The 25,079-nt window shown below is 73.9% G+C and carries 22 protein-coding genes; 17 read left to right on the top strand and 5 right to left on the bottom strand.

Translation table 11 applies throughout. The features are described from left to right. Window positions 1-149: 149 nt before the first annotated feature. Window positions 150-695 (bottom strand): HNH endonuclease, encoded by a 546-nt coding sequence (locus tag ACZ597_RS23720; RefSeq protein WP_471333410.1) that lies wholly within the window; start codon window positions 693-695, stop codon window positions 150-152. A gap of 278 nt (window positions 696-973) precedes the next feature. Between ACZ597_RS23720 and ACZ597_RS23715 the strand changes: the two genes are divergently transcribed. From ACZ597_RS23715 to ACZ597_RS23650, 14 genes are all read left to right on the top strand, one after another. Next, window positions 974-2,050, top strand: coding sequence for a mechanosensitive ion channel family protein (locus tag ACZ597_RS23715; RefSeq protein WP_471333407.1), 1,077 nt, complete (start codon window positions 974-976; stop codon window positions 2,048-2,050). Window positions 2,051-2,196: 146 nt separating this feature from the next. Next, a complete protein-coding gene (locus tag ACZ597_RS23710) occupies window positions 2,197-3,423 on the top strand; it encodes an ROK family transcriptional regulator (RefSeq protein WP_471333404.1) in 1,227 nt (408 codons plus the stop codon). Between the two features lie 140 nt (window positions 3,424-3,563). Then, window positions 3,564-4,898, top strand: coding sequence for an ABC transporter substrate-binding protein (locus ACZ597_RS23705; RefSeq protein WP_471333401.1), 1,335 nt, complete (start codon window positions 3,564-3,566; stop codon window positions 4,896-4,898). Window positions 4,899-4,904: 6 nt separating this feature from the next. Further along, window positions 4,905-5,867, top strand: a complete 963-nt coding sequence (locus ACZ597_RS23700) for a carbohydrate ABC transporter permease (RefSeq protein WP_471333398.1) — start codon at window positions 4,905-4,907, stop codon at window positions 5,865-5,867. Window position 5,868: 1 nt separating this feature from the next. After that, window positions 5,869-6,708, top strand: coding sequence for a carbohydrate ABC transporter permease (locus tag ACZ597_RS23695; RefSeq protein ID WP_471333396.1), 840 nt, complete (start codon window positions 5,869-5,871; stop codon window positions 6,706-6,708). Window positions 6,709-6,713: 5 nt separating this feature from the next. After that, window positions 6,714-7,979, top strand: a complete 1,266-nt coding sequence (locus tag ACZ597_RS23690) for a 6-phospho-beta-glucosidase (protein ID WP_471333393.1) — start codon at window positions 6,714-6,716, stop codon at window positions 7,977-7,979. Further along, window positions 7,970-8,959 carry an N-acetylglucosamine kinase gene (locus tag ACZ597_RS23685; protein ID WP_471333390.1) on the top strand — a complete coding sequence of 330 codons (990 nt, stop codon included), beginning with the start codon at window positions 7,970-7,972 and terminating at the stop codon, window positions 8,957-8,959. The genes ACZ597_RS23690 and ACZ597_RS23685 overlap by 10 nt, the downstream gene beginning before the upstream one ends. Before the next feature lie 213 nt (window positions 8,960-9,172). Then, window positions 9,173-10,579 (top strand): hypothetical protein, encoded by a 1,407-nt coding sequence (locus tag ACZ597_RS23680; protein WP_471333387.1) that lies wholly within the window; start codon window positions 9,173-9,175, stop codon window positions 10,577-10,579. A gap of 5 nt (window positions 10,580-10,584) precedes the next feature. Continuing rightward, a complete protein-coding gene (locus tag ACZ597_RS23675) occupies window positions 10,585-11,586 on the top strand; it encodes a glutamate ABC transporter substrate-binding protein (RefSeq protein WP_471333384.1) in 1,002 nt (333 codons plus the stop codon). Between the two features lie 125 nt (window positions 11,587-11,711). Beyond that, window positions 11,712-12,971, top strand: coding sequence for a hypothetical protein (locus ACZ597_RS23670; protein WP_471333444.1), 1,260 nt, complete (start codon window positions 11,712-11,714; stop codon window positions 12,969-12,971). Beyond that, complete coding sequence (locus ACZ597_RS23665; protein ID WP_471333383.1) at window positions 12,968-15,778, top strand: serine/threonine-protein kinase; 2,811 nt, start codon at window positions 12,968-12,970, stop codon at window positions 15,776-15,778. Before ACZ597_RS23670 ends, ACZ597_RS23665 begins: the two co-directional genes overlap by 4 nt. A 9-nt stretch (window positions 15,779-15,787) precedes the next feature. Then, complete coding sequence (locus tag ACZ597_RS23660; protein ID WP_471333441.1) at window positions 15,788-17,356, top strand: protein phosphatase 2C domain-containing protein; 1,569 nt, start codon at window positions 15,788-15,790, stop codon at window positions 17,354-17,356. Between the two features lie 41 nt (window positions 17,357-17,397). Continuing rightward, the gene (locus tag ACZ597_RS23655; RefSeq protein WP_471333380.1) at window positions 17,398-18,726 is read left to right on the top strand and encodes a VWA domain-containing protein; all 1,329 of its coding nucleotides are present in this window, start codon (window positions 17,398-17,400) and stop codon (window positions 18,724-18,726) included. Window positions 18,727-18,742: 16 nt separating this feature from the next. Continuing rightward, window positions 18,743-19,726 (top strand): FHA domain-containing protein, encoded by a 984-nt coding sequence (locus ACZ597_RS23650; protein ID WP_471333377.1) that lies wholly within the window; start codon window positions 18,743-18,745, stop codon window positions 19,724-19,726. Here ACZ597_RS23650 and ACZ597_RS23645 read toward each other — a convergent pair. Continuing rightward, the gene (locus ACZ597_RS23645; protein ID WP_471333375.1) at window positions 19,723-20,727 is read right to left on the bottom strand and encodes a methyltransferase domain-containing protein; all 1,005 of its coding nucleotides are present in this window, start codon (window positions 20,725-20,727) and stop codon (window positions 19,723-19,725) included. The genes ACZ597_RS23650 and ACZ597_RS23645 overlap by 4 nt on opposite strands. 108 nt (window positions 20,728-20,835) lie before the next feature. Here ACZ597_RS23645 and ACZ597_RS23640 point away from each other — a divergent pair, with 108 nt between their 5' ends. The 3 genes from ACZ597_RS23640 to ACZ597_RS23630 all read left to right on the top strand — a co-directional run bounded on the left by ACZ597_RS23640 (window position 20,836) and on the right by ACZ597_RS23630 (window position 22,010). Further along, window positions 20,836-21,240: a globin gene (locus tag ACZ597_RS23640; RefSeq protein WP_125817208.1), complete on the top strand. Its 405-nt coding sequence runs from the start codon at window positions 20,836-20,838 to the stop codon at window positions 21,238-21,240. A gap of 208 nt (window positions 21,241-21,448) precedes the next feature. Further along, window positions 21,449-21,652, top strand: coding sequence for a hypothetical protein (locus ACZ597_RS23635; RefSeq protein ID WP_471333372.1), 204 nt, complete (start codon window positions 21,449-21,451; stop codon window positions 21,650-21,652). Between the two features lie 10 nt (window positions 21,653-21,662). Continuing rightward, the gene (locus ACZ597_RS23630) at window positions 21,663-22,010 is read left to right on the top strand and encodes a DUF1036 domain-containing protein (protein ID WP_471333369.1); all 348 of its coding nucleotides are present in this window, start codon (window positions 21,663-21,665) and stop codon (window positions 22,008-22,010) included. Window positions 22,011-22,079: 69 nt separating this feature from the next. On the opposite strand, the gene ACZ597_RS23625 is transcribed toward ACZ597_RS23630, so the two are convergent. The 3 genes from ACZ597_RS23625 to ettA are packed head-to-tail and all read right to left on the bottom strand — an operon-like array spanning window position 22,080 to window position 24,937. Next, window positions 22,080-22,799: a DUF8010 domain-containing protein gene (locus ACZ597_RS23625; RefSeq protein ID WP_471333366.1), complete on the bottom strand. Its 720-nt coding sequence runs from the start codon at window positions 22,797-22,799 to the stop codon at window positions 22,080-22,082. Beyond that, a complete protein-coding gene (locus ACZ597_RS23620; protein ID WP_471333363.1) occupies window positions 22,796-23,263 on the bottom strand; it encodes an acyl-CoA thioesterase in 468 nt (155 codons plus the stop codon). Before ACZ597_RS23620 ends, ACZ597_RS23625 begins: the two co-directional genes overlap by 4 nt. A gap of 9 nt (window positions 23,264-23,272) precedes the next feature. Next, a complete protein-coding gene (gene ettA, locus ACZ597_RS23615) occupies window positions 23,273-24,937 on the bottom strand; it encodes an energy-dependent translational throttle protein EttA (protein WP_471333360.1) in 1,665 nt (554 codons plus the stop codon). Window positions 24,938-25,079: the final 142 nt, after the last annotated feature.

Here is a 25,079-nt window from a genome sequence, read left to right as displayed (position 1 = left end):
GTGTACAGCCCCGCCGGCGTTTCAGGCGCTGGGGGCACCCCCAGCGGTAGCTGGGGGAGGGTCTGGGGGCGGAGCCCCCAGGGGGTCCGGGGCGCAGCCCCGGGGAACGGGCGAAGGGCGGGCCGGGGACCGCGCCCGCCCTTCGCCCGTCAGGAGGCGGCGGCGGTCGGTACTCCGATGCGTTCCAGCGCGTCCTCCGCCCCGTACGGCTGGAGGTACGGCATCCACCGCGGGTCCCGGTGCCCCGTGCCGATGATCCGCCAGGCCAGTCCCGACGGCGGAGCCGGCTGGTGGCGCAGGCGCCAGCCGAGTTCCAGCAGGTGCCGGTCCGCCTTGACGTGGTTGCACCGCCGGCACGCGGCGACCACGTTGTCCCAGGCGTGCTGTCCCCCGCGGCTGCGCGGGATGACGTGGTCCACGCTCGTGGCGACGGCCCCGCAGTACATGCAGCGGCCGCCGTCGCGGGCGAACAGCGCGCGGCGGGTGAGTGGAACGGGCCCCCGGTAGGGGACCCGCACGAAGCGCTTGAGGCGGACCACGCTGGGCGCGGGGACGGCCCGTGTCGCGCTGTGCAGGAAGGCGCCCGATTCCTCCAGGGAGATTGCCTTGTTCTCCAGGACGAGGACGAGCGCGCGGCGGAGCGGTACGACGCCGAGGGGCTCGTACGACGCGTTGAGGACCAGGACGTGCGGCACGGACTGCCTCCTTGTACGCCGGCGGCGCGTGGCTCGCGCCGGGACGATCTGCTCTCAGTCTCCCCTTACGGCTGGTCGAAGCGCCACCACGCGCCGGTAACGGGCCCGGGGTGTTTTCAACCACACTCCCTTTCATCCCCAGGTGAGTCCGGTCTCTCCCTCGAACAACGCAACGAGGTCGGTCCCGTGCCCCGTTAGTGTGGATGGCCTGCCCGCACCACCAGCTCGACCGTACGACCGTTCCGCGGGCGGACCGCTATGCCCTGGAGGTTCCCGCCGTGCCCTCTCCCGCCATCCTGCTACCGCAGGCAGCGTCCACCACCGACGACGCCGCCGAGAGCGTGACGAACGCCGCGAGCTTCGTCGAGGAGAACTGGGCCACCTGGCTGAGCATCGGCCTGCGGATCCTGTTGATCATCGTGATCGCGGTGGCGCTCCGTACCGTGGTCCGCAAGGCCCTGACCAAGCTGATAAGCCGGATGAACTCCAGCGCGGAGGCCGTCGAGGGCACCGCGCTGGGCGGGCTGCTGGTCAATGCCGAGCGGCGGCGCCAGCGCTCGGAGGCGATCGGCTCCGTGCTGCGTTCGGTGTCCTCGTTCCTGATCCTCGGTACGGCCGCGCTGATGGTCCTGGCGGCGCTGAAGATCGACCTGGGGCCGCTGCTGGCGAGTGCCGGTGTGGCCGGTGTGGCGATCGGTTTCGGTGCGCGCAACCTGGTGACGGACTTCCTCTCCGGCGTGTTCATGATCATGGAGGACCAGTACGGCGTCGGCGACAAGATCGACGCGGGGGTGGCCTCCGGCGAGGTGATCGAGGTCGGTCTGCGCGTGACCAAGCTGCGCGGCGACAACGGTGAGATCTGGTACGTCCGCAACGGCGAGATCAAGCGCATCGGCAACCTGAGCCAGGGCTGGGCGACCGCGGGCGTGGCCGTGCAGGTCAAGCCGACGGAGAACCTCGCGCACATCCGCGAGGTGGTCCAGGAGGTCGCGGACACCCTGGCGAAGGAGACCCCGTGGGACGAGCGCCTGTGGGGCCCGGTGGAGGTGCTGGGCCTGGACGAGGTGCTGCTGGCCTCCATGACGGTGAAGGTGTCGGCGAAGACCATGCCGGGCCAGCAGTTCGCGGTGGAGCGCGAGCTGCGCTGGCGGATCAAGGACGCCTTCGACGCGGCTGGCATCCGGATCATCGGCGGCGCGCCGGCCCCCGGCGAGGACGAGGCCGCCCCGGCCGACACGGCGGCGGCCGTCGCGGCGCCCTCGGCGCTGGCCAACCCGGCCTCCCCGCAGTCCCTGGCCACCGCCCCGATACCGGCGGCGCCCGTGCCCGCCCCCGGGGTCCGGCTGCCCAAGTAGGGCCCCGCCGGGGAGGGCCCGCCTCCCCGTCCCGCGCCATCCGCCGCCCCGCCGGTCCTTTCCGGCGGGGCAGCGGCATTGACACGCCTCGGAAGCCAATAGGAAACTTACCTAACAGTTCTCCTCGGTGAGGGAGGGACCCCGCCATGCCCGCCGCCACTCCCGGAACGCCCAGCCTGCTGCGCGCCATGAACGACCGCGCCGCCCTGGAGCTGCTGCTGACGCACGGCCCCCTGTCCCGGACCCGGATCGGGCACCTCACCGGACTCTCGAAGCCCACCGCCTCCCAGCTGCTCGCCCGGCTGGAGGCCGCCGGGCTCGTCGTCGCCACCGGCACCGACGGCGGCCGCCCCGGCCCGAACGCCCAGCTGTACGCGCTCAACGCCCGCGCCGCCCACGTCGGCGGCCTCGACGTCACCCCCGACCGGGTGCTCGCCGCCGTCGCCGACCTGACCGGCACCGTGATCGGCGGCTTCGAGCTCCCCTACACCGAGGGCGCCGACGCCGTCGGCCAGGTCACCCGGGCCCTCGGCGGGGCGCTGGAGGGCGCCGGGCTGGCCCTGTCCGACCTGCACCGGCTGGTCATCGCCACCCCCGGCGCCTTCGACCCCCGTACCGGGCGGCTGCGCTATGCCAGCCACCTCCCGGGCTGGCACTCCCCCACCCTCCTCGACGAACTGGCCGCGGCCCTGCCCCTGCCTGTCGAGTACGAGAACGACGTGAACCTCGCCGCGGTCGCCGAGCAGCGCCTCGGCGCGGCCCGCGGCCACGAGGACTTCGTCCTGCTGTGGAACGAGGAGGGCCTCGGCGCCGCCCTCGTGCTCGGCGGGCGGCTGCACCGGGGCTGGACCGGCGGCGCGGGCGAGGTGGGCTTCCTCCCCGTGCCCGGCCACCCGCTGGTCCGCCAGGTCACCCGGGCCAACACCGGCGGCTACCAGGAGCTGGCCGGCGTACAGGTACTGCCCGCGCTCGCCGCCGCTGCCGGACTCGGCCCCGGCCCCGGCCCCGGCGCCGGCGCCCTGCCCGCCGCCCAGGTGGCCGCCGGAGCCGAGCTGCTCCGGCGGGCCGCCGCCGAGCCCGAGGGAGCCCGCCTGGGCTTCCTCCGGTCGTACGCCACCGCGCTCGCGACCGGTCTGGCCTCGCTGGTCGCCGTACTGGACCCGGAGATCGTGGTCCTCTCGGGCGCCCTGATCACCGCGGGCGGCGAGCCGCTGCGCGCCCTGCTGGAGGACGAACTCGCCGAACTGGCCCCCTCCCGCCCGCGGCTGGTCACCGGCGGGGTCCACGAGCGGCCCGTGCTGCGCGGTGCCCTGGAGAGCGCCCTGGCCGCCACCCGCGAGGAAGTCTTCGACACCTCCCGCCGACACCCGTAACCCTCCGCCGCAGACAGCTCCCGCCCGCCACCCGCCCGCCCGCAGACCCCCTCCACCGGAGCGCCCTCCCGCCGCGGACCTCCCGCGACAGCGCCCGGCACCCCTCGTCCCCAGTTCTCCCCCAGAGAGCGAGCACCGCCATGCCCCGAGCCGCACGCCTGACCACCAGCGCGGCCGCCCTTGCCGCCATGTCCCTACTCGCCGCCGCCTGCACCGGCCAGAACGGCGCCACCGCCACCGACGACCCGAAGGCCGGCGTCACCATCAGCTTCTGGCACGGCTGGTCCGCCCCCTCCGAGGTCAAGGCGATCGAGGAGGGCATCGCCCGCTTCGAGAAGGCGCACCCGGACATCAAGGTCAAGGCCACCGGCAACATGACCGACGACAAGATCAACCAGGCGCTGCGCGCGGGCGGGGACAAGGCCCCCGACGTGGTCTCCTCCTTCGCCACCGACAGCGTCGGCAAGTTCTGCAACTCGGGTGCCTTCGCCGACCTGAACCCCTTCATGGAGAAGTCCGGGATCGACGGGGCGAAGGTCTTCCCCGCGACCCTGCTGGAGTACACCCGTTACAACGGCCGCCAGTGCACCCTGCCGCTGCTGCACGACGCCTACGGCCTCGTCTACAACAAGACCGCGTTCGCCGCCGCCGGGATCACCGAACCGCCCGAGACGTGGAGCCAGTTCGCGGAGGTCGCGCAGAAGCTCACCAAGCCCAGGGGGGATTCGTACGAGCAGCTGGGCGTGATGCCCACCTTCCACGGCTACGAGACCACCCCGCAGCGGCTCGTCGCCCAGTGGAGCCCCACCTACTTCACCGCCGACGGCAAGGCGAACCTGGCCGGCGACCCGGCCTTCGCGAAGATGCTGACCGCCCAGAAGGACCTGGTGTCCAAGCTCGGCGGCTACGAGAAGCTGGAACGTTTCCGCGCCGGCTTCGGCGACGAGTGGAGCCCCGAGCACCCCTTCCACAAGGGACTCGTCGCCATGCAGATCGACGGCGAGTGGCGCCCGGCCATGGCCAAGGCCGCCGGCGTCCCCTTCGAGATCGGCACCGCGCCGCTGCCCGTGCCGGACGACCAGCGGGCCGACTACGGCAAGGGCTACCTCTCCGGCACCATCATGGGCATCTCCTCCGCGAGCAGGAAGCAGAACGCCGCCTGGGAGCTGGTGCGGTACATGACCACCGACACGGATGCCGTGGTCGCCTTCGCCAACGCCATCCACAACGTGCCCTCCACACTGGCCGCGCTCCGGTCCCCGCAGCTCCAGGTGACCCCCGAGTCGAAGACGTTCCTCGACATCGCCCGGCACCCGAAGTCGAACACCACCCCCGCCAGGGCCGACGGCGGCGCCTACCAGCTGACCTTCCAGGACTTCGCGTACGCCGTGGAGAAGGGCGACGTCCCCGACCTCGCCGCCGGGCTCGCCAAGACCGACCGGCAGATCGACACGGACATCGCGAAGGCCGAGTAGCCCCAGATGACCCCCGCCGCGAAAACCCCGGACTCCCCCGCCCTGCGGGCCAGGCACCGGCGCTCGGCCCTGCGGACCCTCGCCTTCCTGTCGCCCTGGCTGATCGGCTCCGCCGTCTTCTTCGCCTACCCGCTGCTGTCCACCGTCTACTTCTCCTTCACCCGCTACGACGGCTTCCGCCCGCCCGTCTTCAACGGCCTGGACAACTGGAGCTACGTCTTCACCGACTATCCGCTCTTCTGGCCGGCCATGCGCAACACCCTGTGGCTCGTCATGGTCATGGTGAGCTGCCGAGTCGTCTTCGGCCTCGGCGTCGGACTGCTCGTCACCAAGGTCAAAACCGGCGCCGGCCTCTTCCGGACCCTGTTCTACCTGCCCTACCTGGCCCCGCCGGTGGCCGCGACCCTCGCCTTCGTCTTCCTCCTCAACCCCGGCACGGGCCCGGTCAACACCCTGCTGGACGCCGCCGGGCTGCCCGCGCCCGGCTGGTTCACCGACGCGGACTGGTCCAAGCCCGCGCTCACCGCCCTCGCGCTGTGGGGTGCCGGCGACCTGATGGTGATCTTCATGGCCGCGCTGCTCGACGTACCGAAGGAGCAGTACGAGGCGGCCGAGCTGGACGGTGCCGGGGCCTGGGCCCGCTTCCGGCACATCACCCTGCCGAACATCTCCCCGGTCGTCCTGTTCGCCGTGGTCACCGGGGTCATCCAGGCCATGCAGTACTACACGCAGCCGACGGTCGCCTCGAAGGCCGCCGCGGGGGTCATCGGCGGCTCCGGCCAGCAGACCGAACCGGGCTACCCCGGCAAGTCCACCCTGACCCTCCCCCAGACCGTCTACCACCTCGGCTTCCAGCGCTTCGACTACGGCTCCGCCTGCGTCCTGGCCCTGGTGCTGTTCGCCCTCTCCATGGCCTTCACCGCGCTGCTGATGCGCCGGCGGGGCGGACTGACCGGAAGCGGTGACTGAGATGCGCGACCACCGCCGCAAGGCCGTGCTGCACTGGATCGGGGTGCACTCCCTGGCCGTCGCCGCCGCCCTGTTCTTCGTCCTCCCCTTCGTCTTCCTGCTCCTCACCTCCCTGATGAGCGACCAGCAGGCGCTCACCCGCGAGCTGTGGCCCCGCACCTGGGAGTGGGGCAACTACGCACAGGTCTGGCACACCCCCGGCTTCCTGACCTGGTGGCGCAACACCCTGCTGTACGCGGGACTGGGGACCGTACTGACCGTCGTGTCCTCGCTGCCCGTCGCCTACGCCCTCGCCAAGTTCCGCTTCCGCGGACGGCGGCTCGCGCTGCTCCTGGTGATCGCCACGATGATGCTGCCGCCGCAGGTGGTCGTCATCCCCATGTACCTCTTCTGGGCGAAGCAGCTCGACCTGTCCGGCACCCTGTGGCCGCTGATCGTGCCGCTGGCCTTCGGCGACGCCTTCGCCGTCTTCCTGCTGCGGCAGTTCCTGCTGACCATCCCCGACGAATACCTCGACGCGGCCCGCGTCGACGGCTGCGGCGAGGTCCGCACCCTGCTGCGCGTCGTCCTGCCCATGGCGAAGCCCGGGATCGCGGCCGTCGCCCTGTTCCAGTTCTTCTACGCCTGGAACGACTACTTCGGCCCGCAGATCTACGCCTCGGACAACCCGGCCGCCTGGACCCTCAGCTACGGCCTGGAGTCCTTCAAGGGGGCGCACCACACCAACTGGAACCTGACCATGGCGGCGACGGTGCTCGTCATGGCCCCGGTGATCGTCCTCTTCTTCTTCGCCCAGAAGGCGTTCGTCGAGGGAGTCACCCTGACCGGAGTGAAAGGCTGATCCCGATGAAACTCGCAGTGGTGGGCGGCGGTTCCACCTACACGCCCGAACTGGTCGACGGCTTCGCACGGCTGCGCGACACCCTGCCCGTCGGCGAACTCGTACTGATCGACCCCGCCGCCGAACGGCTGGAGCTCGTCGGCGGCCTGGCCCGGCGGATCTTCGCCCGCCAGGGCCACCCGGGGCGCGTCACCACCACCTCCGACCTGGACGCGGGGGTGGCCGGCGCCGACGCGGTGCTGCTCCAGCTGCGCGTCGGCGGACAGGCGGCCCGCCTCCAGGACGAGACCTGGCCGCTGGAATGCGGCTGCGTCGGCCAGGAGACCACGGGAGCCGGCGGGCTCGCCAAGGCCCTGCGGACCGTCCCGGTGGTCCTCGACATCGCCGAACGGGTCCGCCGGGCCGCCCCCGACGCCTGGATCATCGACTTCACCAACCCGGTCGGGATCGTCACCCGCGCCCTGCTCCGGGCCGGGCACAAGGCCGTCGGGCTGTGCAACGTCGCCATCGGCTTCCAGCGCAAGTTCGCGAAGCTGCTGGACGTGGCTCCCGCCGGGGTCCACCTCGACCACGTCGGCCTCAACCACCTGACCTGGGAACTCGGGGTCCGGCTCGGCGGCCCGGACGGGACCGACGTACTGCCCCGCCTGCTGGCCGGGCACGGGGACGCGATCGCCGCCGACCTGCACCTGCCGCGCCCGCTGCTGGACCGGCTCGGCGTGGTGCCCTCCTACTACCTGCGCTACTTCTACGCCCACGACGAAGTGGTCCGGGAGCTGGGCGAGAAGCCCTCGCGGGCCGCCGAGGTCGCCGCGATGGAGCGGGAACTCCTCGCCCTGTACGGGGATCCCGCGCTCGACGAGAAGCCCGCGCTGCTGGCCAAGCGGGGCGGGGCCTTCTACTCCGAGGCCGCCGTGGACCTCGCGGCCGCCCTGCTGGGCGGCGGCGGGCCGTCCGTACAGGTGGTCAACGCCCGCAACGCCGGCACCCTGCCCTTCCTGCCGGACGACGCCGTGATCGAGGTACAGGCGCGGGTCGACGGCGACGGCCCGGTGCCGCTGCCCGCGCCCCGGCTCGACCCCCTGTACGCCGGGCTGGTCGCGCACGTCAGCGCGTACGAGGACCTCGCGCTGGACGCCGCCCTGCGCGGCGGGCGCGAGCGGGTCTTCAAGGCCCTCCTGGCGCATCCGCTCGTCGGACAGTACGACCTCGCCGAGGGGCTGACCGACCGGCTGCTCGCGCACAACAAGGAGCACCTGCCGTGGGCGTAGCCGTCCCGCCCGCCTGCGCCGTCGTCGCGATCGACGCGGGCAACAGCAAGACCGACGCCGCGCTGGTCGCCGCCGACGGCACGGTCCTCGGCACCGGGCGCGCCGGGGGGTTCCAGCCGCCCGTGTCCGGCGTGGAGGCGGCGGTGGACGTCCTCGCGGAGGCCGTCGCCGGGGCGGCGGCGGCCGCCGGGCTGCCCGGGGTGCCGCGCGCGGCCCGGGTCTCGGCCTGTCTGGCCAACGCCGACCTGCCGGTGGAGGAGCGCCGGCTCACCGGGGCGGTGGCGGCGCGCGGCTGGGGCGCGGCGACCGAGGTGCGCAACGACACCTTCGCGATCCTGCGGGCGGGCGCGGACGGCCCGTGCGGGGTCGCCGTGGTCTGCGGGGCGGGCATCAACTGCGTGGGCATGCTGCCCGACGGGCGCACCGCCCGCTTCGCCGCCCTCGGGCAGATCTCCGGGGACTGGGGCGGCGGGGGCGGCCTGGCCCAGGAGGCCCTGTGGTGGGCGGCGCGCGCCGAGGACGGGCGGGGCGGGCCGACGGCCCTGGCGGCGGCCCTGCCGGGGCACTTCGGGCTGGCTTCGATGGCGGCGCTGATCGAGGCGCTGCACCTGGGCGGGCTGGAGCGGGGGCGGCTGCACGAGCTGGTGCCGGTGCTGTTCGCGGTGGCCGCCGCGGGCGACGCGGTGGCGGGGTCGCTGGTGGAGCGGCAGGCCGAGGAGGTGGTGGCGCTGGCCTCGGTGGCCCTGGAGCGGCTCGGGCTGCTGGAGCGGGAGGTGCCGGTGCTGCTGGGCGGCGGCGTGCTGGCGGCCCTGCACCCGCGGCTGAACGACCGCATCGGGGAACTGCTGGCGGCCCGCGCCCCCCTGGCCCGGGTCTCGGTGGTCACGGCCCCGCCGGTGCTGGGGGCGGCCCTGCTGGGCCTGGACGCGCTGGGTGCGCCGCCGGCGGCGATGGCGAGGCTGCGTGCCCAATTCGGGTGAACCCGCGCCGCCGGCGCGTACGCCCGGAACCACGGGGGCTGCTGCGGCGTATTCACGTTGAAGGGTGGCGGGGGAAGCCGCGGGGGTAGGAGCCGGGGGCGGTGGCCGTGCGGTCCGGGAGGGGGATCGTCCAAGATCGGGCACTGGGTGCTGTGGTCGGGCGCCGCTACGGCCATACTGCTGCGGAGCAGAGGGACCGAGGGGGAGGTCACGGTGGCCATCACGACACGCGCGTCCGCGCCCGGGGGCGGTACCTCCGGGGCGCCCGACGGACCGGCCGGGAGACCGCCCGCGCCGCCGGGGCGCAGTACCGCCTGGGCCGAGGGCGTGGAGCGGGTGCGCGCCGCGGCGACGACGGAGCCGGGCCGGCTGCGGATCATCGGCGCGGTGCTGGCCGCCCTGGTCGTGCTGTTCGGCGCGGTCGCGGTGTGGGAGGTGTCCGGCCGGGTCACCGCCGCGGAGGACGTGGTGGGCCGCAGCCAGCCGCTGAGCGCGGACGCGGCGAGCATCTACCGCTCCCTCGCCGATGCCGACACGGCCTCCTCCAGCGGCTTCCTCGCGGGTGCCCAGGAGCCCCGGGAGGTCCGGCAGCGCTACGAGAAGGACATCGCGAACGCGTCCCGGCTGCTGGTGAGCGCGGCCGCCAACACCGGGGCCGGCGGGGAGTCCCGCAAGGAGATCGCGCTGCTCGGCGAGCAGCTGCCGCGGTACACCGGCCTGATCGAGCAGGCCCGCGCCACGAACCGGCAGGGTCTGCCGCTGGGCGGCGCCTACCTGCGCTACGCCAACGAGCAGATGAGCACGGTGCTGCTGCCCGCGGCGCAGCGGCTGTACGAGGCGGAGACGGGCCGGCTGTACACGGACTACGACGAGGCCCGGTCCTGGCCGGTGGCGGCGACGGGCGCGGGCGTGCTCGCGCTGGGCGCCCTGGTGTGGGCGCAGCGGCGGAACTACCTGCGTACCAACCGGGTCTTCAACCACGGGCTGCTGGCGGCGACGGCCTCGGCGGCGGTGGTGCTGCTGTGGCTGACGGTGGGGCAGTCGGTGGCGCGGGCGGGGCTGGGCGAGGCCAGGGCCGACGGCCAGGAGTCGTTGAAGGTGCTCAACGACGCCCGGATCGCCTCGCTCCAGGCGCGGGCGAACGAGAACCTGACGCTGATCGCGCGGGGTGCCGTACTGGCCGAGGACAAGAAGTCCGACAAGTACGACGTGGACTACGAGAAGAACATGAAGCAGCTCGACTCCGGGCTGGCGCGGGCGCTGCGGCTGGCCGACGACGGGAGCGGCCGGGAGCCGGTCTCGAAGGCCGTCGAGGGTGTGGCGCAGTGGAAGCAGCGGCACGCGGCGGCCCGGGACGCCGACATGAAGGGCGACTACGAGCAGGCCCTGCCGCAGGTCATCGGGGACGAGAAGCACAAGGACAGCAGCGGGGCCTCGTTCGACACGGTGGACGCCTCCCTGGAGCGGGCGGTGGCCCATGAGCAGAAGCAGTTCACCCTGGCCGCCCGGGACGGGCTCGGCGCGCTGGGCGGGCTGGTGACCGGCTCGGCGGTGCTGGCGGTCGCCGGCGCCGCGGCGGCCCTCCTCGGCATCGGTCGCAGGCTTTCGGAGTACAGGTGAGATCGATGCGGATACGAGGGACACGGGTGCGGCGCGCGGCGGGCCGGCTGCGCGGCTGGGGCGGGGTGAGCGCGATGGCCGCGGCCTGCGCGGTGACGGCGGCGGCGGTGCTGCTGCCGCTGGCCGGGTCCTCGTCCTCCGGCGGCTCCGGGGCGGTCCACGAGCCCGCTTCGGTGGCGGTGGTCCCGTACGAGCCGGCCGACACCTGCCAGGACCCGGAGGCCAGTCTGCGCCCGTCGGGGCTGGACGGTCCCGCGATCGAGCGGATCCGCAAGGCGGGCAAGCTCGTGGCGGGCGTGGACCAGAACAGCTTCAAGTGGGGCTACCGCAATCCGGACGGGCACCTGGACGGTTTCGACATCGACCTGGTCAAGGCCATAGCGAAGGACATCCTGGGCAACGAGGACCTGGTCATCTACCGGGCGATCCCGACCAGTCAGCGCGTCCCGGCGCTCCAGGAGGGCCGGGTTGACATCGTGGTGCGGACCATGACGATCAACTGCAAGCGCCTGGAGGACGTCGCGTTCTCGACGGCCTACTTCGAGGCGGGCCAGCAGGTGCTGGCCCCCAAGGGTTCGCCGATCACCGGGTACGACGCCTCGCTGAAGGGCCGCCGGATCTGCACGGCGGCAGGGTCCACGGCGGAGGCGGCCCTGAGGTCCCAGTCGTACGGGTCGGTCGGGGTGTCGGTGGCGAACCAGCTGGACTGCCTGGTGCGGCTCCAGCTGGGCGAGGTGGACGGGATCATCACGGACAACGCGCTGGCCGCCGGGCAGGCGGCGCAGGACCCGTCGGTGCAGCTGGTCGGGGCGCCTTTCACCCGCGAGTTCTACGGGGTGGCGATGAACAAGGACGCCTCCGACCTGGTGCGCAGGGTGAACAAGGTGCTGGAGAACTACCGGGCGGGCGGTGACCAGAGCCTGTGGGCGACCTCGTACAAGAAGCACTTCGAGGACGTCCTGCCGAAGGCGAGCGTGCCGCCGGCGCCCAAGTACCGGGACGGCTGAGGCCCATGGCGGATTCGGAGCGGTACGTGAGCGAGCGCAGCGGACTTCATGCGGGCGGGGACCGTGCGGGCGGGGACCGTGCGGGCGGGTTCCGTGCGGGCCGGCCGGGGACGGGGGCCGCGGTGATGGACCGGGACGACGTGGACCGTGCGCTGGCGCGCCTGGGCGCGGAGCACGAGGCGGTCGAGACCTCCCTGCTCGCGCTCCAGGACCATGCGGGCCGGCGGCTGCTGGAGGGGGCCGCGCTGAGCGGGGTCACCGAGGAGCGGTGGGCCGCCGCGGACGCGTCGGTGACCCGGCTGTGGACGTACTTCGACGCGTACAGCGGGGCGCTCGCCGCGGCCCGGGAGATCCGCGAGCGGCGGCGCTGGCCGAGCCGGGAGGACCTGGCCGAGCTGACGGAGCGGCTGCGCGGGCCCGGGGTGACGATCGCCGGGGCCGGGGTGGAGGGCGTGGCGCTGGCGGAGCGCTTCTCGCTGGCCGAGCTGGTGGCCCGGATGAACGAGCTGTACGCGGCCTCCCTGGACGTGGTGGTCGCGGCCGACGCGGTGTGGTCGGCGCTGCCGGCGCGGATCGACCTGCTCGCCGCCGAGCTGCACCGGACGCGTTCGCTGGCGCATTCGGTGGGGGTCCGGCCGGGCGAGCACCCCTCGGGTGACGACCTGGAGGAGATCACCGCCGAGCTGGCGGAGCTGCGGGCGGCGGTGATCGCGGACCCGCTGGCCTTCTGGGTGACGGTCGCGGGGAGTTCCGCCCCGGGCGGGGGCCGTCCGGACACCGCCCGCTACGACCGGGCGGCGCGCGCGCTGGACGACGTACGGCGGGAGGTCGAGGCGGTCCTGACGGTGCGGCAGGACGCGGAGCAGCGGCTGATCGCGGTGCGGGACCTGCTGTCGCGGGCCGACCGGACCCTGGCGGAGGCGCGGACGGCGCGCGGCGAGGTGCTGGCGAAGATCGCGGCGTCGGAGGTGCCGGCGGTGAGCGGTCCGCCGACGGCCCTGCAGGAGCAGCTGGCGGCGGCGGCCGAGTACCGGCGGCGGTCGCAGTGGCACCGGCTGTCGCCGCTGCTGGACGCGCTGGAGGACCGGGCCGAGGAGGAACTGCGGCGGGCCCGTGAATCGTTGACCGCTGTGACGGCGCCGCTGGCGGTCCGGGCGGAGCTGCGCGGGCGGCTCGACGCGTACAAGGCGAAGGCGGCCCGGCACGGCCTGGCGGAGGACCCGCTGCTGATCGAGCGGTACGACGCGGCCCGGCGGATGCTGTGGAGCGCACCCTGCGACCTGCGGGCCGCCGAGCAGGCGGTGTGGCGCTACCAGCAGGCGACGGCGGAGGCGCTGGCGCCGCAGGACCACCGGCCCGAGCGGCCGGGGGAGGAGGAGGCATGAGCCTGATCGGATCGCCCTGCCTCCGTCCGGGCTGCCCGGGGGCGTACGAGGACATGGGCGGCGGCGAGGTGTACTGCGACACCTGCGGGCTCGCTCCGGTGGGTCTGGCTGCGGCGGGCGCGGAGGAGCTGGTGTCGCCGCCGACGGGGATGACGAGCGCCGCCCGGCAGGGCGACTCCCGGGGTTCGGCGGGTTCGGCGGGTTCGCGCGGCTCGGGGCGCTCCTCGGCGTCGGCCCGCTCGTCGCGGTCCTCGCGGTCCTCGTCCTCGCGGCGTTCGGTGTCGGGGCGGCTCTCGCGGTCGCTGCCCGGGTCCGCGTCCACCCGGTCGGTGTCGGTGCGCAGTTCGGGCTCGTCGGCGTCCTCGTCGGGACGCAGCCGGCTGGGCGCGGGGCTGGTCAGCGTCCCGGAGGTGCCGCGTCCGGATCCTGCGGCGGCGGTGCTGGAGAACCCGGAGGTGCCGGAGCGCAAGCGCTTCTGCTCGCGCTCGGACTGCGGGGCGCCGGTGGGCCGGGCGCGCGGGGACCGGCCGGGGCGTACGGAGGGCTTCTGCACCAAGTGCGGGCACCCGTACTCCTTCGTGCCGAAGCTGCGTGCCGGGGACGTGGTGCACGGCCAGTACGAGGTGGCGGGCTGCCTCGCGCACGGCGGGCTCGGCTGGGTCTACCTCGCGGTGGACCGGGCGGTGTCGGACCGGTGGGTGGTGCTCAAGGGCCTGCTCGACACCGGGGACCAGGACGCGATGGAGGCGGCGATCTCCGAGCGGCGGTTCCTCGCGGAGATCGAGCACTCGAACATCGTGCGGATCTACAACTTCGTGGAGCACCTGGACCAGCGGACGGGTTCGCTGGACGGGTACATCGTCATGGAGTACGTGGGCGGCAAGTCGCTGAAGGAGATCGCCAACGAGCGGCGGCGGCCGGACGGGCGGCGCGATCCGCTGCCGGTGGAGCAGGCGTGCGCGTACGGCATCGAGGCCCTGGAGGCGCTCGGGCACCTGCACAGCCGCAACCTGCTGTACTGCGACTTCAAGGTCGACAACGCGATCCAGCAGCAGGACCAGCTGAAGCTGATCGACATGGGCGCGGTCCGGCGGATGGACGACGAGGAGTCGGCCATCTACGGCACGGTGGGCTACCAGGCGCCGGAGGTGGCGGAGCTGGGGCCCTCGGTGGCCTCGGACCTGTACACGGTCGCGCGCACCCTGGCGGTGCTGACGTTCGACTTCCAGGGCTACACGAACGTGTTCGTGGACTCGCTGCCGGATCCGGAGCACATCGAGGTGTTCCAGCGCTACGAGTCCTTCTACCGGCTGCTGGTACGGGCGACGGATCCGGATCCGGGGCGGCGGTTCGCGTCGGCGCAGGAGATGGCCGACCAGCTGACGGGTGTGCTGCGGGAGGTGGTCGCGCTGCAGACGGGCCGGCCCCGGCCGTGGCTGTCTACCCTCTTCGGGCCGGAACTGCGGGTGCCGGACACCGGGTTGTACGAGGACGCGCCGGGAGCGGAGGTGTCCCGGCTGGGCGTGCGGTCCGTGGCCTCCCGGAGGGGCGGGCCCCTCTTCGGCCGGCGCTCCGGCGGCGCGGGTGCGGCGGTTGCCCCGGGTACGCCGGGTGCCGGGCCGGCGGTGGAGGCGGCGTCCGCCGCGACGGGTACCGCTGGTCCGGCGGGCGTGGCCGGTGCGGCCGGGCAGGGCCCTGGGGTGGGGTCGCCCGGTGCCGGTTCCGCGCCCGTTCCGGGCGGCGGGGGCGGGGCGTTGCCCGCGCTCGGGACCACCGCCACGCACGTGGCCGGGGCCCCGGTGCCGGCACCCCGGCCGGCGGCGCCCGCGCAGGCGCTCGCGCCGCTCCCGGGGCCCCGTACGTCCGCACCGGCGACGGCGGGGCTCGCGGTGCTCGACGCCCGCGACACCGCGCTGGCCCTGCCGGTGCCGCTGGTGGACGCGGCCGACCCCAATGCCGGCTTCCTCGCCGGACTCCTCGCCTCCGCGCCGGCCGACCTGCTGGGCGCCCTGGGCGCGGCCCCGGCCGACTCCGCCGAGCTTCGGCTGCGGGAGCTGCGCGCCCGGCTCGAACTGGGCGAACTGGCCGTGGCCGCCGATGCCCTGGCCGAGCTGGAAGCCCGCCATCCGGACGACTGGCGGGTGGTGTGGGCGCGCGGCATCGCCTCCCTGGCCACCGGGGACGACGAGATAGCGGCCCTGTCCTTCGACGCCGTCTACGACGCCTTCCCGGGCGAGCCGGCGCCGAAGCTGGCGCTCGGTCTGTGCGCGGAGGTGCTGGGCCAGCTGGACAACGCCGCCGAGTACTACCGGCTCGTCTGGATCACCGACCCGGGCTTCGTGAGCGCGGCCTTCGGGCTGGCCCGGGTCCAACTGGCGGCCGGCGACCGGGAGGCGGCGGTGCGCACGCTGGAATCCGTACCGGAGGCGTCGATCCACTACACCGCCGCACGGGTGGCGGCCGTACGGGCACGCCTGCGCGACCGTTCCCCGGGCGAGGAGCTGCTGGCCGACCTCGCGGCGGCTTCCGACCAGGTGGAGGCGCTGCGGCGGTTCGGCCTGGACCCGGAGCGGCAGGAGCGGCTGGCGACGGAGGTTCTGGGCTCCGCCCTGGACTGGGTACTGTCGGGTAGCCGGGGTGCCGACCCCGGCCGGACCTCGCTGCTCGGCAGTCAACTGGACGAGCGGGGGCTGCGCTTCGGCCTGGAACGCTCCTACCGCGTCCTCGCCCGGCTGGCGCAGCGGGGCGAGGAGCGGATCGAACTGGTGGAACGGGCAAACCGTTTCCGTCCCCGGACGTGGGTGTGAGTGATGTCGATGCATCGGCTGTCGGGCTGCCCCAGCTGCGCGGAGCCCCTGGAGGAGGGTGACCGTTTCTGCGGCGTATGCGGATACGCCCTCTCCGCCGCGCCCCCGGACGCGGATCCCACCCCGACCCTCCCGGTCACCCCCACCGCGGGAGCGACGGGCCGGGGCCACGAGCCCCCGGCCGGCCCACCGCCGGCTCCCGCCCCCGCCCCCGTCCCTTCCCCTGCCCCACCGGCCGCGGCTCCGGCTCCGGCTCCGGTAGCGGCGCCCGGCTGGGAGCCCGGGTACGGCGTTCCCGCGGGCGGGGTCCCGGACCCGGCCGGCACCGGGGCCGCGCCCCAGCCCGCTCCCGCGCCCGTGGCGGCAGGGGCCTCGTACTCCGCCCCCGGCTACGGCGGGACCCCGGCCGGGTACGGCGTGCCCGCGCCCGGCTGGGAGGGCGACCCCGGCCCGGCCTCCCCCCGGGCCTCCGCCGCCGGCGGCCCGGAGGAGCCGTACGGAGCCGCCCCCCAGGAGCCCCCGCAGGAGGCCCCGCAGGGCGCCGGCGGGGTGCGCCACGACCCGCCCGGCACCGGGGACGAGGAGCCGTACGGAGCCGCCCTCCAGGAGGATCCGTACACCGCCGCCCCGCAGGGCGAGGGCAGGACCTGCGTCGCCTGCCGCGCCGGGCACGTGGACACCGACGGGTACTGCGAGCACTGCGGCCACGCGCAGCCCCGCGAGCGGGACCACGTGGAGGAGGAGCTCTGCAGCGTCGCCGCCGTCAGCGACCGCGGCCTGCGCCACCACCGGAACGAGGACTCCTTCGCCGTGTCCGCCACCGCCTTGCCCGACGGCTCGGCCGCGACCGTGGCGATCGTCTGTGACGGCGTCTCCTCCGCCAGCCGCCCCGACGAGGCGTCCGCCGCCGCCGCCGGCGCCGCCAACGAGGCACTGCTCGAAGCCCTGCCGCGCGGCGCCGACCCGGTGGAGGCCATGCACGGGGCGATCCTCGCGGCGGCGGCCGCGGTGACCGCGCTCGCCCCGCCGGCCCCCGGCGCGCAGAACGCCCCCGCCTGCACCCTGGTCGGAGCCGTCGTCAGCGGCGGTGTGCTGACCATCGGCTGGGTCGGCGACAGCCGCGCCTACTGGGTGCCGGACGACCGCGCCGCACTGGCCCGCCGGCTCACCGAGGACGACTCCTGGGCCGCCCAGATGGTCGCGGCGGGCCTGATGGGCGAGGCCGAGGCCTACGCCGACGTCCGGGCCCACGCCATCACCGGCTGGCTCGGGGCCGACGCGTACGACCTCGAACCGCACACCGCCAGCTTCAGACCGGACCACCCCGGCGTGGTGGTCGTCTGCACGGACGGCCTGTGGAACTACGCCGAGTCCGCACGGGAGATGGCGCAGGTCCTGCCGGCAGACGCCGCCGACCGGCCGCTGCACAGCGCGCAGGTCCTGGTCGGACACGCCCTGGACGGCGGCGGCCACGACAACGTCACCGTCGCCGTCGTGCCCTTCGCGGGCCCCGCGGAAGCCCACGCCCAGCCCGAAGCGGAATCCGAAGCGGAACCGCGGGTCCGCCCCCGGGCCTGACCACCCGCTGCCCCAGCCAGCGAGGAGGAGGAGACCGACCGATGGCGAACTTCGCCAAGCCGAGCGCACCCCGCTTCAGCGTGGAGGTGTACCAGAACGAGTTCCTGCCCGAGGGCGGGCGGGACGTGCACGCCATCGTGACGGTCACCTCCACCGGCGGCGCCACGGCCACCGCCGCGCACGCGCCCGGAGGCCGGGACGCGGCCGTCGTGATCATGGTGGACTGCTCCGGCTCCATGGAGTACCCGCCGGACAAGATGCGCGGCGCCCGCGAGGCCACCGCCGCCGCGATCGACACCCTGCGCGACGGCACGGCCTTCGCCGTGATCGCCGGGACGCACGAGGCCAGGGAGGTCTACCCCGGCCAGGGCGGCCTCGCCACCGCCGGGCCCGCCACCCGCGCCCAGGCCAAGGAGGCGCTGCGCGGCCTGCGGTCGGGCGGCGGCACGGCCATCGGGACCTGGCTGCGGCTCGCCGACGGCCTGCTGCGCCGCACCCCGGCGACGATCCGGCACGGCATCCTGCTGACCGACGGCCGCAACGAGCACGAGGACCCGGCCGTCCTGCGCGCCACCCTCGACGCCTGCGCCGGCCGCTTCACCTGCGACGCCCGCGGGGTGGGCACGGACTGGGAGGTGAAGGAGGTGACCGGGATCGCGAGCGCGCTGCTCGGCTCCGCCGACATCGTCGCCGATCCGGCCCATCTCGCCGAGGACTTCACGCGCATGATGGAGGAGGTCATGGGCAAGGAGGTCGCGGACGTCGCGCTGCGCCTGTGGACCCCGGTCGGCGCGGAGGTGCAGTACGTCAAGCAGGTCTCGCCCTCCGTCCACGACCTGACCGGCCGCCGCACCGAGGCGGGCCCGCGCGCCGGGGACTACCCGACGGGGTCCTGGGGCGACGAGTCCCGCGAGTACCACGTGTGCGTCCGGGTGCCCGGCGCCGCCGTGGGCCAGGAGATGCTGGCCGCCCGGGCCTCGCTGGTCCTGCCCGGGCCGGACGGCGGGCCGCGGCCCCCGCTCGCACAGGGTCTGGTCCGGGCGGTGTGGACGGACGACCTGGCCGCCTCGACGGCCATCAGCCCGCAGGTGGCGCACTACACGGGACAGGCCGAGCTCGCGGAGGCTATCCAGCAGGGCCTGGAAGCCCGCAAAATGGGCGATGTCGACGGCGCGACGGCGAAACTGGGCCGGGCCGTGCAGTTGGCGAGCGCCTCCGGGAACGCCGACACCGCCAAACTGCTCGCGAAGGTGGTGGATGTCGTGGACGCGGTGGCGGGTACTGTGCGGCTGAAGGCGAAGGTCGCCGACGCCGACGAAATGACCCTTGAAACGCGTTCGACGCAGACCGTCCGAGTGAAGAAGTCCTGAGAAGAAGCCTGACGCGATGACGCAGGAAAAAGGGGGAACCGCCGCGATGCCGACCTGCCCGAACGGCCACCAGTCCGCCTCCGACGACTGGTGCGAGGTCTGCGGCCTCCGCATGACCGCCCCCGCCGGCGCCGCCTCCTCCGAACCCTCCTACGGCTACGGCTACCCTCCCACCGGCGGGGAGCCGACCGCCCAGGCCGAACTGTGCCCGCAGTGCCGGACGCCGCGCGAGGCGATGGCCCCCTTCTGCGAGGAGTGCCGGTACAACTTCCTCACCCGCTCGGCGACCCCGACCCCGTACGCCGCCGAGTCCGCACCGGCCACGGGCCAGGCGGCCGCCGGCCCCGGCACCGGCACCGGCGGGGTGGCCACCCCGCCGCCCCCGCCGCCGGCCCCGCCCCAGCCGGTGTTCTCCCAGGACCACTTCGAGTACCAGGGCTCCCGGCCGTCACGGGTGAACCGGCCCGCGGAGCAGCTCCAGGGCGAGGACGACTGGCTGCTCCAGCCGCCCGCGCAGGAGCCGCCCGTACAGCCCCCGGTGCCGGCGCAACCCGTGCAGCCCGAGCCCTTCGAGGCCCCGGAGCGGATCGGCAGCGCCTCCTGGTCGGCGACGATCGGCCCCGACCGCTCGTACTTCATGGCGATGATGCAGCGCAGCGGTCCCGAGGCCGCCGCGCTCAACCTGCCCGCGTACTCCCCCGAGCTCCACCTCCCGCTCTCCGGCGGCCAGATCACCATCGGCCGCCGCCGCGCCTCCACGGGTGAGTCCCCGGACATCGACCTGTCGGTGCCCCCGGAGGACCCGGGCGTCTCCCACCAGCACGCGGTGCTCGTCCAGCAGCCGGACCTGACCTGGGCCGTGGTCGACCAGAACTCCACCAACGGCACCACCATCAACGGCGGCGAGGACCCCATCCAGCCGTACGTGCCCGTCCCCCTCGCCGACGGCGACCGCGTCCACGTAGGCGCCTGGACCACCATCACCGTCCGCCGCGGCTAGCCCGCGGGCGGCTGGGCCTCCTCCCCCAGGGGCCACACGTAGGGCCCCTGGGGATCGTCGAGCCACGCCCACTGCCCCTGCGGGGTGACCGTGACGCCGAACCGCTCGCGCGCCGGCCGTCCCTCGCCGCGCCACAGGTCGAGCGCCTCGCGCGGGTGGAGCACGTCCGCGGTGAGGATCAGCAGGAACTGGAAGCGCTCGTTCTCCACCAGTTCGTACGGGATCCCGTGCAGCGGCCCGGTCGCCCCGGGCCGCCCCGGCGCGGACCTCGCCCCGCGCAGCGGGACGAAGTACGCGGAGGTGTGCAGGAAGCGGCCCTCCGCGAAACCGGCGTCCCGGACGGTCAGCGCGATCAGCCCGGTCGACAGCGGGGCCAGGATCCGCGCCCCCGGCCGGCACTGGCCGAGCCATGCGGGCGGGATCAGCGGCAGGGTGCAGGTCACCAGGATCCGGTCGAAGGGCGCCCGGGCGGGACAGCCGCGCGCCCCGTCCCCGGTGACCACGGCGGGCCGGTAGCCGAGCCGCGCCAGGTGGGAGCGCGCCGACTCGGTGATCTCCTCGTCCAGGTCCACCGTGGTGACGAGGCCGTCGCCGAGGCGGTGGCAGAGCAGGGCCGCGTTGTAGCCGGTTCCGGCGCCGATCTCCAGCACGTTGTCCCCGTCGCGGACCTGGAGCGACTCCAGCATCTTCGCCATCAGGGAGGGCTGGCTGCTGGAGGAGACGAGCTCGCCGTCGCGCAGCCGCGTCGCGAGCGGGGCGTCGGTGTACACCCCGCGCAGCCAGCGGGCCCTGCGTTCGGGGTCCGGATCCTCGTCCCACAGCCGCTCGTGGCCCGCTCCACGGCCGGTCCAGAAGTACGGCACGAAGAGGTGCCGGGGCACGGCCGTGAAGGCCGCCCGCCAGGCCGGGTCCTCCAGCACGCCGGCGGCGGTGAGTTCCCGTACCTGGGCGGCGTGCGCCGTCTCCCGCAGGTCCTTCTCCGCGGCCTTCGCCGTGCCCATGTCTCCACTGTGCTGCGGGCGGGCGCCGGGTGCGACCGCTCGGCCGGGACGGGCGCCGGCGGTCCTAGGACCGGGGTCCTCCGTCCGGGTGTCTGAGACGATGGTCGGGTGAATGACGACGCGCAGAGCACGGTCCAGGAGACGACCTTCTACGAGCAGGTGGGCGGCGAGGAGACCTTCCGCCGGCTGGTCCACCGCTTCTACCAGGGGGTCGCGGGGGACCCGCTGCTGCGCCCGATGTACCCGGAGGAGGACCTCGGGCCCGCCGAGGAGCGGTTCGCGCTGTTCCTGATGCAGTACTGGGGCGGCCCGACCACGTACAGCGAGCACCGGGGGCATCCGCGCCTGCGCATGCGGCACGCGCCGTTCCAGGTGGACGCGGCCGCGCACGACGCGTGGCTGGCCCACATGCGCGTGGCGGTGGACGAACTGGGGCTCGCGCCGCAGCACGAGGCCCAGCTGTGGCGGTACCTGACCTACGCGGCCGCCTCGATGATCAACACCGCGGGCTAGCCCGCGAGCGCCGCGGGCCGGGCTGCGCGCCGTACCCGGCCCGGTCGGCGCCCCGCCGTGCAGCGGCCCCTGCAAGCGGCCGTACGCGGCCCCCCGGACGAGCGCCCCTGCCAGGCCCGTACGGGGCACGGGCGGGTGGCCCGCGATAGCCGGCGTCCCCCTCCGGGAACCCCTCCGTCGCACCAGCACCGACGGAACTGGAGGTTCCATGTCACAGGACATTGCGGACGCGGTGGATCCGACCACCGACGCGGACGAGGAGGCACTGGACCGCGCCCTCGCCACGGGCCGGTCCGCCGCGGCTCCCGGCCCGCACGAGAGTACGAGCGCGTCCCAACCCGGCCGCGGGCCGGCACCCGACTACCAGTCCAACGGACGCCCCGCCGCCCGCAGGCAGCCGGACTCGGAGTAGGAGGCGCGTCATGTCCATGAGGTTCCAGAACAACTACCACCGGGAAATCTGGGCGATGGTCGAGCGGCACCAGCCCAGCTGCTCCGACGGCAGCAACTGGGTGAAGGAGGGCTGGTGGAGGATCGGCCCCGGGGAGAGCGCCGTCGTCTACGGCGGTGACGTCAATGCCGTCAACCAGATCTGGTACTGCTACGCGTACTCGGGCGACGGCGTCGAGTGGCGGGACCGCTTCCAGGAGACGGTCCCGCACCGCGCCTTCGAGTGGTGCTCGAACACGTCGGACAACGAATCTCGGACGATCCTCATGAACGAGTTCGTCGTGAGCCGCCCGAACCACGTGCACTCGTTCAACCCGTAGCCCGGCCGACAACGCACGGGACAGGGCCGTCCGCCCCCGGGGTCCGGCGGGCGGGCGGCCCGGACGGGATCAGACCGGCCGCACCTGGATGGCACCCAGCCCGGCGAGGCCGCCGGGGCGGCGCGTGGCGACGGACCCGTACGGGGTGCTGAGCCTCAGCCAGCCTCCGGAGGCGAACAGGGCCACCGGGGCGGGACCGCCCGCGGCGGGGCCGCCGGCGGGCACGGTGGTGCGTACCGGGCGCAGGAAGCCCAGGGACTGGGCGGCGTGCACCGCGCGCAGCGGCAGCTCGGTGTCGCCCAGGGTCCGCGACCAGATCTCGCGGCCGATGCGGTCCCGCTCGGAGCGGGTCCGGTGCTGCGGGGGCAGGGCCTCGTCGCGGGCGCGGAACTCGGCGACGGCGGCGGCCACGGCCGCGCGCACCGCCTCGGGGGCGGGCAGGCCGGGGACCGGACGCCAGCCGCCGCGCGGCGGCAGGACCCCCGCCCAGGGCGGGCCGGTGACGGGCCCGGGCACGGTCACCGCGGCGCCGCTCTCGTCGACGGCCTCCAGCAGCTCGCCCGCGGAGACGGTGACGTCCAGCGGGGTCGCGAGGGGCTCGGCGAGGCGTGCCGTGCGGACGGCCAGGACCTCGAAGGAGGGCGGCCGCCCGAAGACGGCGAGCGCGCCGCCGCCCGCCGGCGCCTGGAGGCGTACGGCGGCGGCGCGGTCGTAGTGCACCAGCCGGCCCAGGAAGGCGGCGAGGTCCGCCGCCTCCCCGGAATCGGCGAGGCGCAGCTGTCCGCTCATGCCGCGAGGCGCCTTCCGGCGGCCGCGGGAGCGTTCTCGGGCTTGTCGAGGTACTGCTCCAGGAAGTGCCGCTCCTCGTCGGTGATGCGGCGGGGCCGCCCCTCGGCGAGGTTGTAGGGCACGACGACCGTCTCGGCACGGACGTAGACGGTCTCCGGGGAGTCCTCGGTCGCCTCGTCCTTGACCTCGTAGCGGATGGTCAGGGACGCGGCGCCTATGCGGGTCACCCAGGACTCGATGAGCACCGGCTCGTGCCGGTGCACGAGGGGGAGCTTGTAGTCGATCTCGTGACGGGCCACGACGGAGCCGCCCGTGAAGGACTCGCTGCCCTCCCCCGGCGCCAGGCGGAACATGAAGTCGATGCGCGCCTCCTCCAGGTAGCGGAGGAAGACGACGTTGTTGACGTGCCCGAAGGCATCCATGTCCGCCCAGCGGAGGGGGCACCGGTAGTGGTGTCTGGCCATGACCGCGACCTAGCCCCGGGTGAGCTTCTTGTAGGTGGCGCGGTGCGGACGGGTGGCGTCCGGGCCGAGCCGCTCGACCTTGTTCTTCTCGTAGGACTCGAAGTTGCCCTCGAACCAGAACCACCTGGACTCGCCCTCGTAGGCGAGGATGTGGGTGGCCACTCGGTCCAGGAACCAGCGGTCGTGGGAGACGACCACGGCCGCACCCGGGAACTCCAGCAGCGCGTTCTCGAGCGAGCCCAGGGTCTCGACGTCGAGGTCGTTGGTGGGCTCGTCGAGGAGCAGCAGGTTGCCGCCCTGCTTGAGGGTGAGCGCGAGGTTCAGGCGGTTGCGCTCACCGCCGGAGAGGACCCCGGCCGGCTTCTGCTGGTCCGGGCCCTTGAAGCCGAAGGCGCTGACGTAGGCGCGGGACGGCATCTCGACGTTGCCGACGTTGATGTAGTCCAGCTCGTCCGACACGACCGCCCAGAGGGTCTTCTTGGGGTCGATGTTGGCGCGGCCCTGGTCGACGTACGAGATCTTGACGGTCTCGCCGACCTTGATCTCGCCGGAGTCCGGGGTTTCGAGGCCCTGGATCATCTTGAAGAGCGTGGTCTTGCCGGCGCCGTTCGGGCCGATGATGCCGACGATGCCGTTGCGCGGCAGTGTGAAGGACAGGTCGTCGATGAGGACCTTGTCGCCGAACGCCTTCGAGAGGTTGTTGACCTCGACCACGATCGAGCCCAGGCGCGGGCCCGGCGGGATCTGGATCTCCTCGAAGTCGAGCTTGCGCATCTTGTCGGCCTCGGCCGCCATCTCCTCGTAGCGAGCGAGACGGGCCTTGGACTTCGCCTGGCGGCCCTTGGCGTTGGAGCGGACCCACTCCAGCTCTTCCTTGAGGCGCTTGGCGCGCTTCTCGTCCTTCTTGCCCTCGACCTTGAGGCGCTCGGCCTTCTTCTCCAGGTAGGTGGAGTAGTTGCCCTCGTAGGGGTGGGCGCGGCCGCGGTCGAGTTCGAGGATCCACTCGGCGACGTTGTCGAGGAAGTAGCGGTCGTGGGTGACGGCCACGACGGCGCCCTTGTACTGGGCGAGGTGCTGCTCCAGCCAGTTCACGGACTCGGCGTCGAGGTGGTTGGTGGGCTCGTCGAGGAGCAGCAGGTCGGGGGCCTCCAGCAGCAGCTTGCAGAGGGCCACGCGGCGCTTCTCACCACCGGAGAGGTTGGTGACGGGCCAGTCGCCGGGCGGGCAGCCCAGGGCGTCCATGGCCTGCTCCAGCTGGGCGTCGAGGTCCCACGCGTTGGCGTGGTCCAGGTCGTCCTGGAGCTTGCCCATCTCCTCCATCAGCTCGTCGGTGTAGTTCGTCGCCATTTCCTCGGCGATCGCGTTGAACCGGTTGAGCTTCTGCTTGATCTCGCCGACGCCGTCCTCGACGTTCTCCAGGACGGTCTTGGACTCGTCGAGCTTGGGCTCCTGCATGAGGATGCCGACGGAGTAGCCGGGCGACAGGTAGGCGTCACCGTTGGACGGCTGCTCGATGCCCGCCATGATCTTGAGGACGGTGGACTTGCCGGCGCCGTTCGGGCCGACGACACCGATCTTCGCCCCCGGCAGGAAGTTCAGGAAGACGTCGTCGAGGATCACCTTGTCGCCGTGCGCCTTGCGCGTCTTGCGCATGGTGTAGATGAACTCAGCCAAGAGAAACCGTCCGGCAGATCGATGGTGGGCAGATACACCCCATCTTGCCGTACGTCCATCCCCCGGGGGAAACCAGTACTGGCACCCCGGAGCCCCCGCGGGCCCCCGGCCAGGGCAGGGTGACCCTGAGTGCCACCGGTAT

Source organism: Streptomyces sp. NPDC040718, from assembly GCF_055593565.1.
This window is presented reverse-complemented; position numbering and strand designations above follow the sequence as displayed.

Coding starts and splice junctions, on each gene's coding strand:
- ACZ597_RS23710 (WP_471333404.1), top strand. CDS start 2,197: ATGCCCGCCGCCACTCCCGGAACGCCCAGCCTGCTGCGCGCCATGAAC.
- ACZ597_RS23705 (WP_471333401.1), top strand. CDS start 3,564: ATGCCCCGAGCCGCACGCCTGACCACCAGCGCGGCCGCCCTTGCCGCC.
- ACZ597_RS23700 (WP_471333398.1), top strand. CDS start 4,905: ATGACCCCCGCCGCGAAAACCCCGGACTCCCCCGCCCTGCGGGCCAGG.
- ACZ597_RS23695 (WP_471333396.1), top strand. CDS start 5,869: ATGCGCGACCACCGCCGCAAGGCCGTGCTGCACTGGATCGGGGTGCAC.
- ACZ597_RS23690 (WP_471333393.1), top strand. CDS start 6,714: ATGAAACTCGCAGTGGTGGGCGGCGGTTCCACCTACACGCCCGAACTG.
- ACZ597_RS23675 (WP_471333384.1), top strand. CDS start 10,585: ATGCGGATACGAGGGACACGGGTGCGGCGCGCGGCGGGCCGGCTGCGC.
- ACZ597_RS23670 (WP_471333444.1), top strand. CDS start 11,712: ATGGACCGGGACGACGTGGACCGTGCGCTGGCGCGCCTGGGCGCGGAG.
- ACZ597_RS23665 (WP_471333383.1), top strand. CDS start 12,968: ATGAGCCTGATCGGATCGCCCTGCCTCCGTCCGGGCTGCCCGGGGGCG.
- ACZ597_RS23660 (WP_471333441.1), top strand. CDS start 15,788: ATGCATCGGCTGTCGGGCTGCCCCAGCTGCGCGGAGCCCCTGGAGGAG.
- ACZ597_RS23655 (WP_471333380.1), top strand. CDS start 17,398: ATGGCGAACTTCGCCAAGCCGAGCGCACCCCGCTTCAGCGTGGAGGTG.
- ACZ597_RS23650 (WP_471333377.1), top strand. CDS start 18,743: ATGACGCAGGAAAAAGGGGGAACCGCCGCGATGCCGACCTGCCCGAAC.
- ACZ597_RS23645 (WP_471333375.1), bottom strand. CDS start 20,727: ATGGGCACGGCGAAGGCCGCGGAGAAGGACCTGCGGGAGACGGCGCAC.
- ACZ597_RS23635 (WP_471333372.1), top strand. CDS start 21,449: ATGTCACAGGACATTGCGGACGCGGTGGATCCGACCACCGACGCGGAC.
- ACZ597_RS23630 (WP_471333369.1), top strand. CDS start 21,663: ATGTCCATGAGGTTCCAGAACAACTACCACCGGGAAATCTGGGCGATG.
- ACZ597_RS23625 (WP_471333366.1), bottom strand. CDS start 22,799: ATGAGCGGACAGCTGCGCCTCGCCGATTCCGGGGAGGCGGCGGACCTC.
- ACZ597_RS23620 (WP_471333363.1), bottom strand. CDS start 23,263: ATGGCCAGACACCACTACCGGTGCCCCCTCCGCTGGGCGGACATGGAT.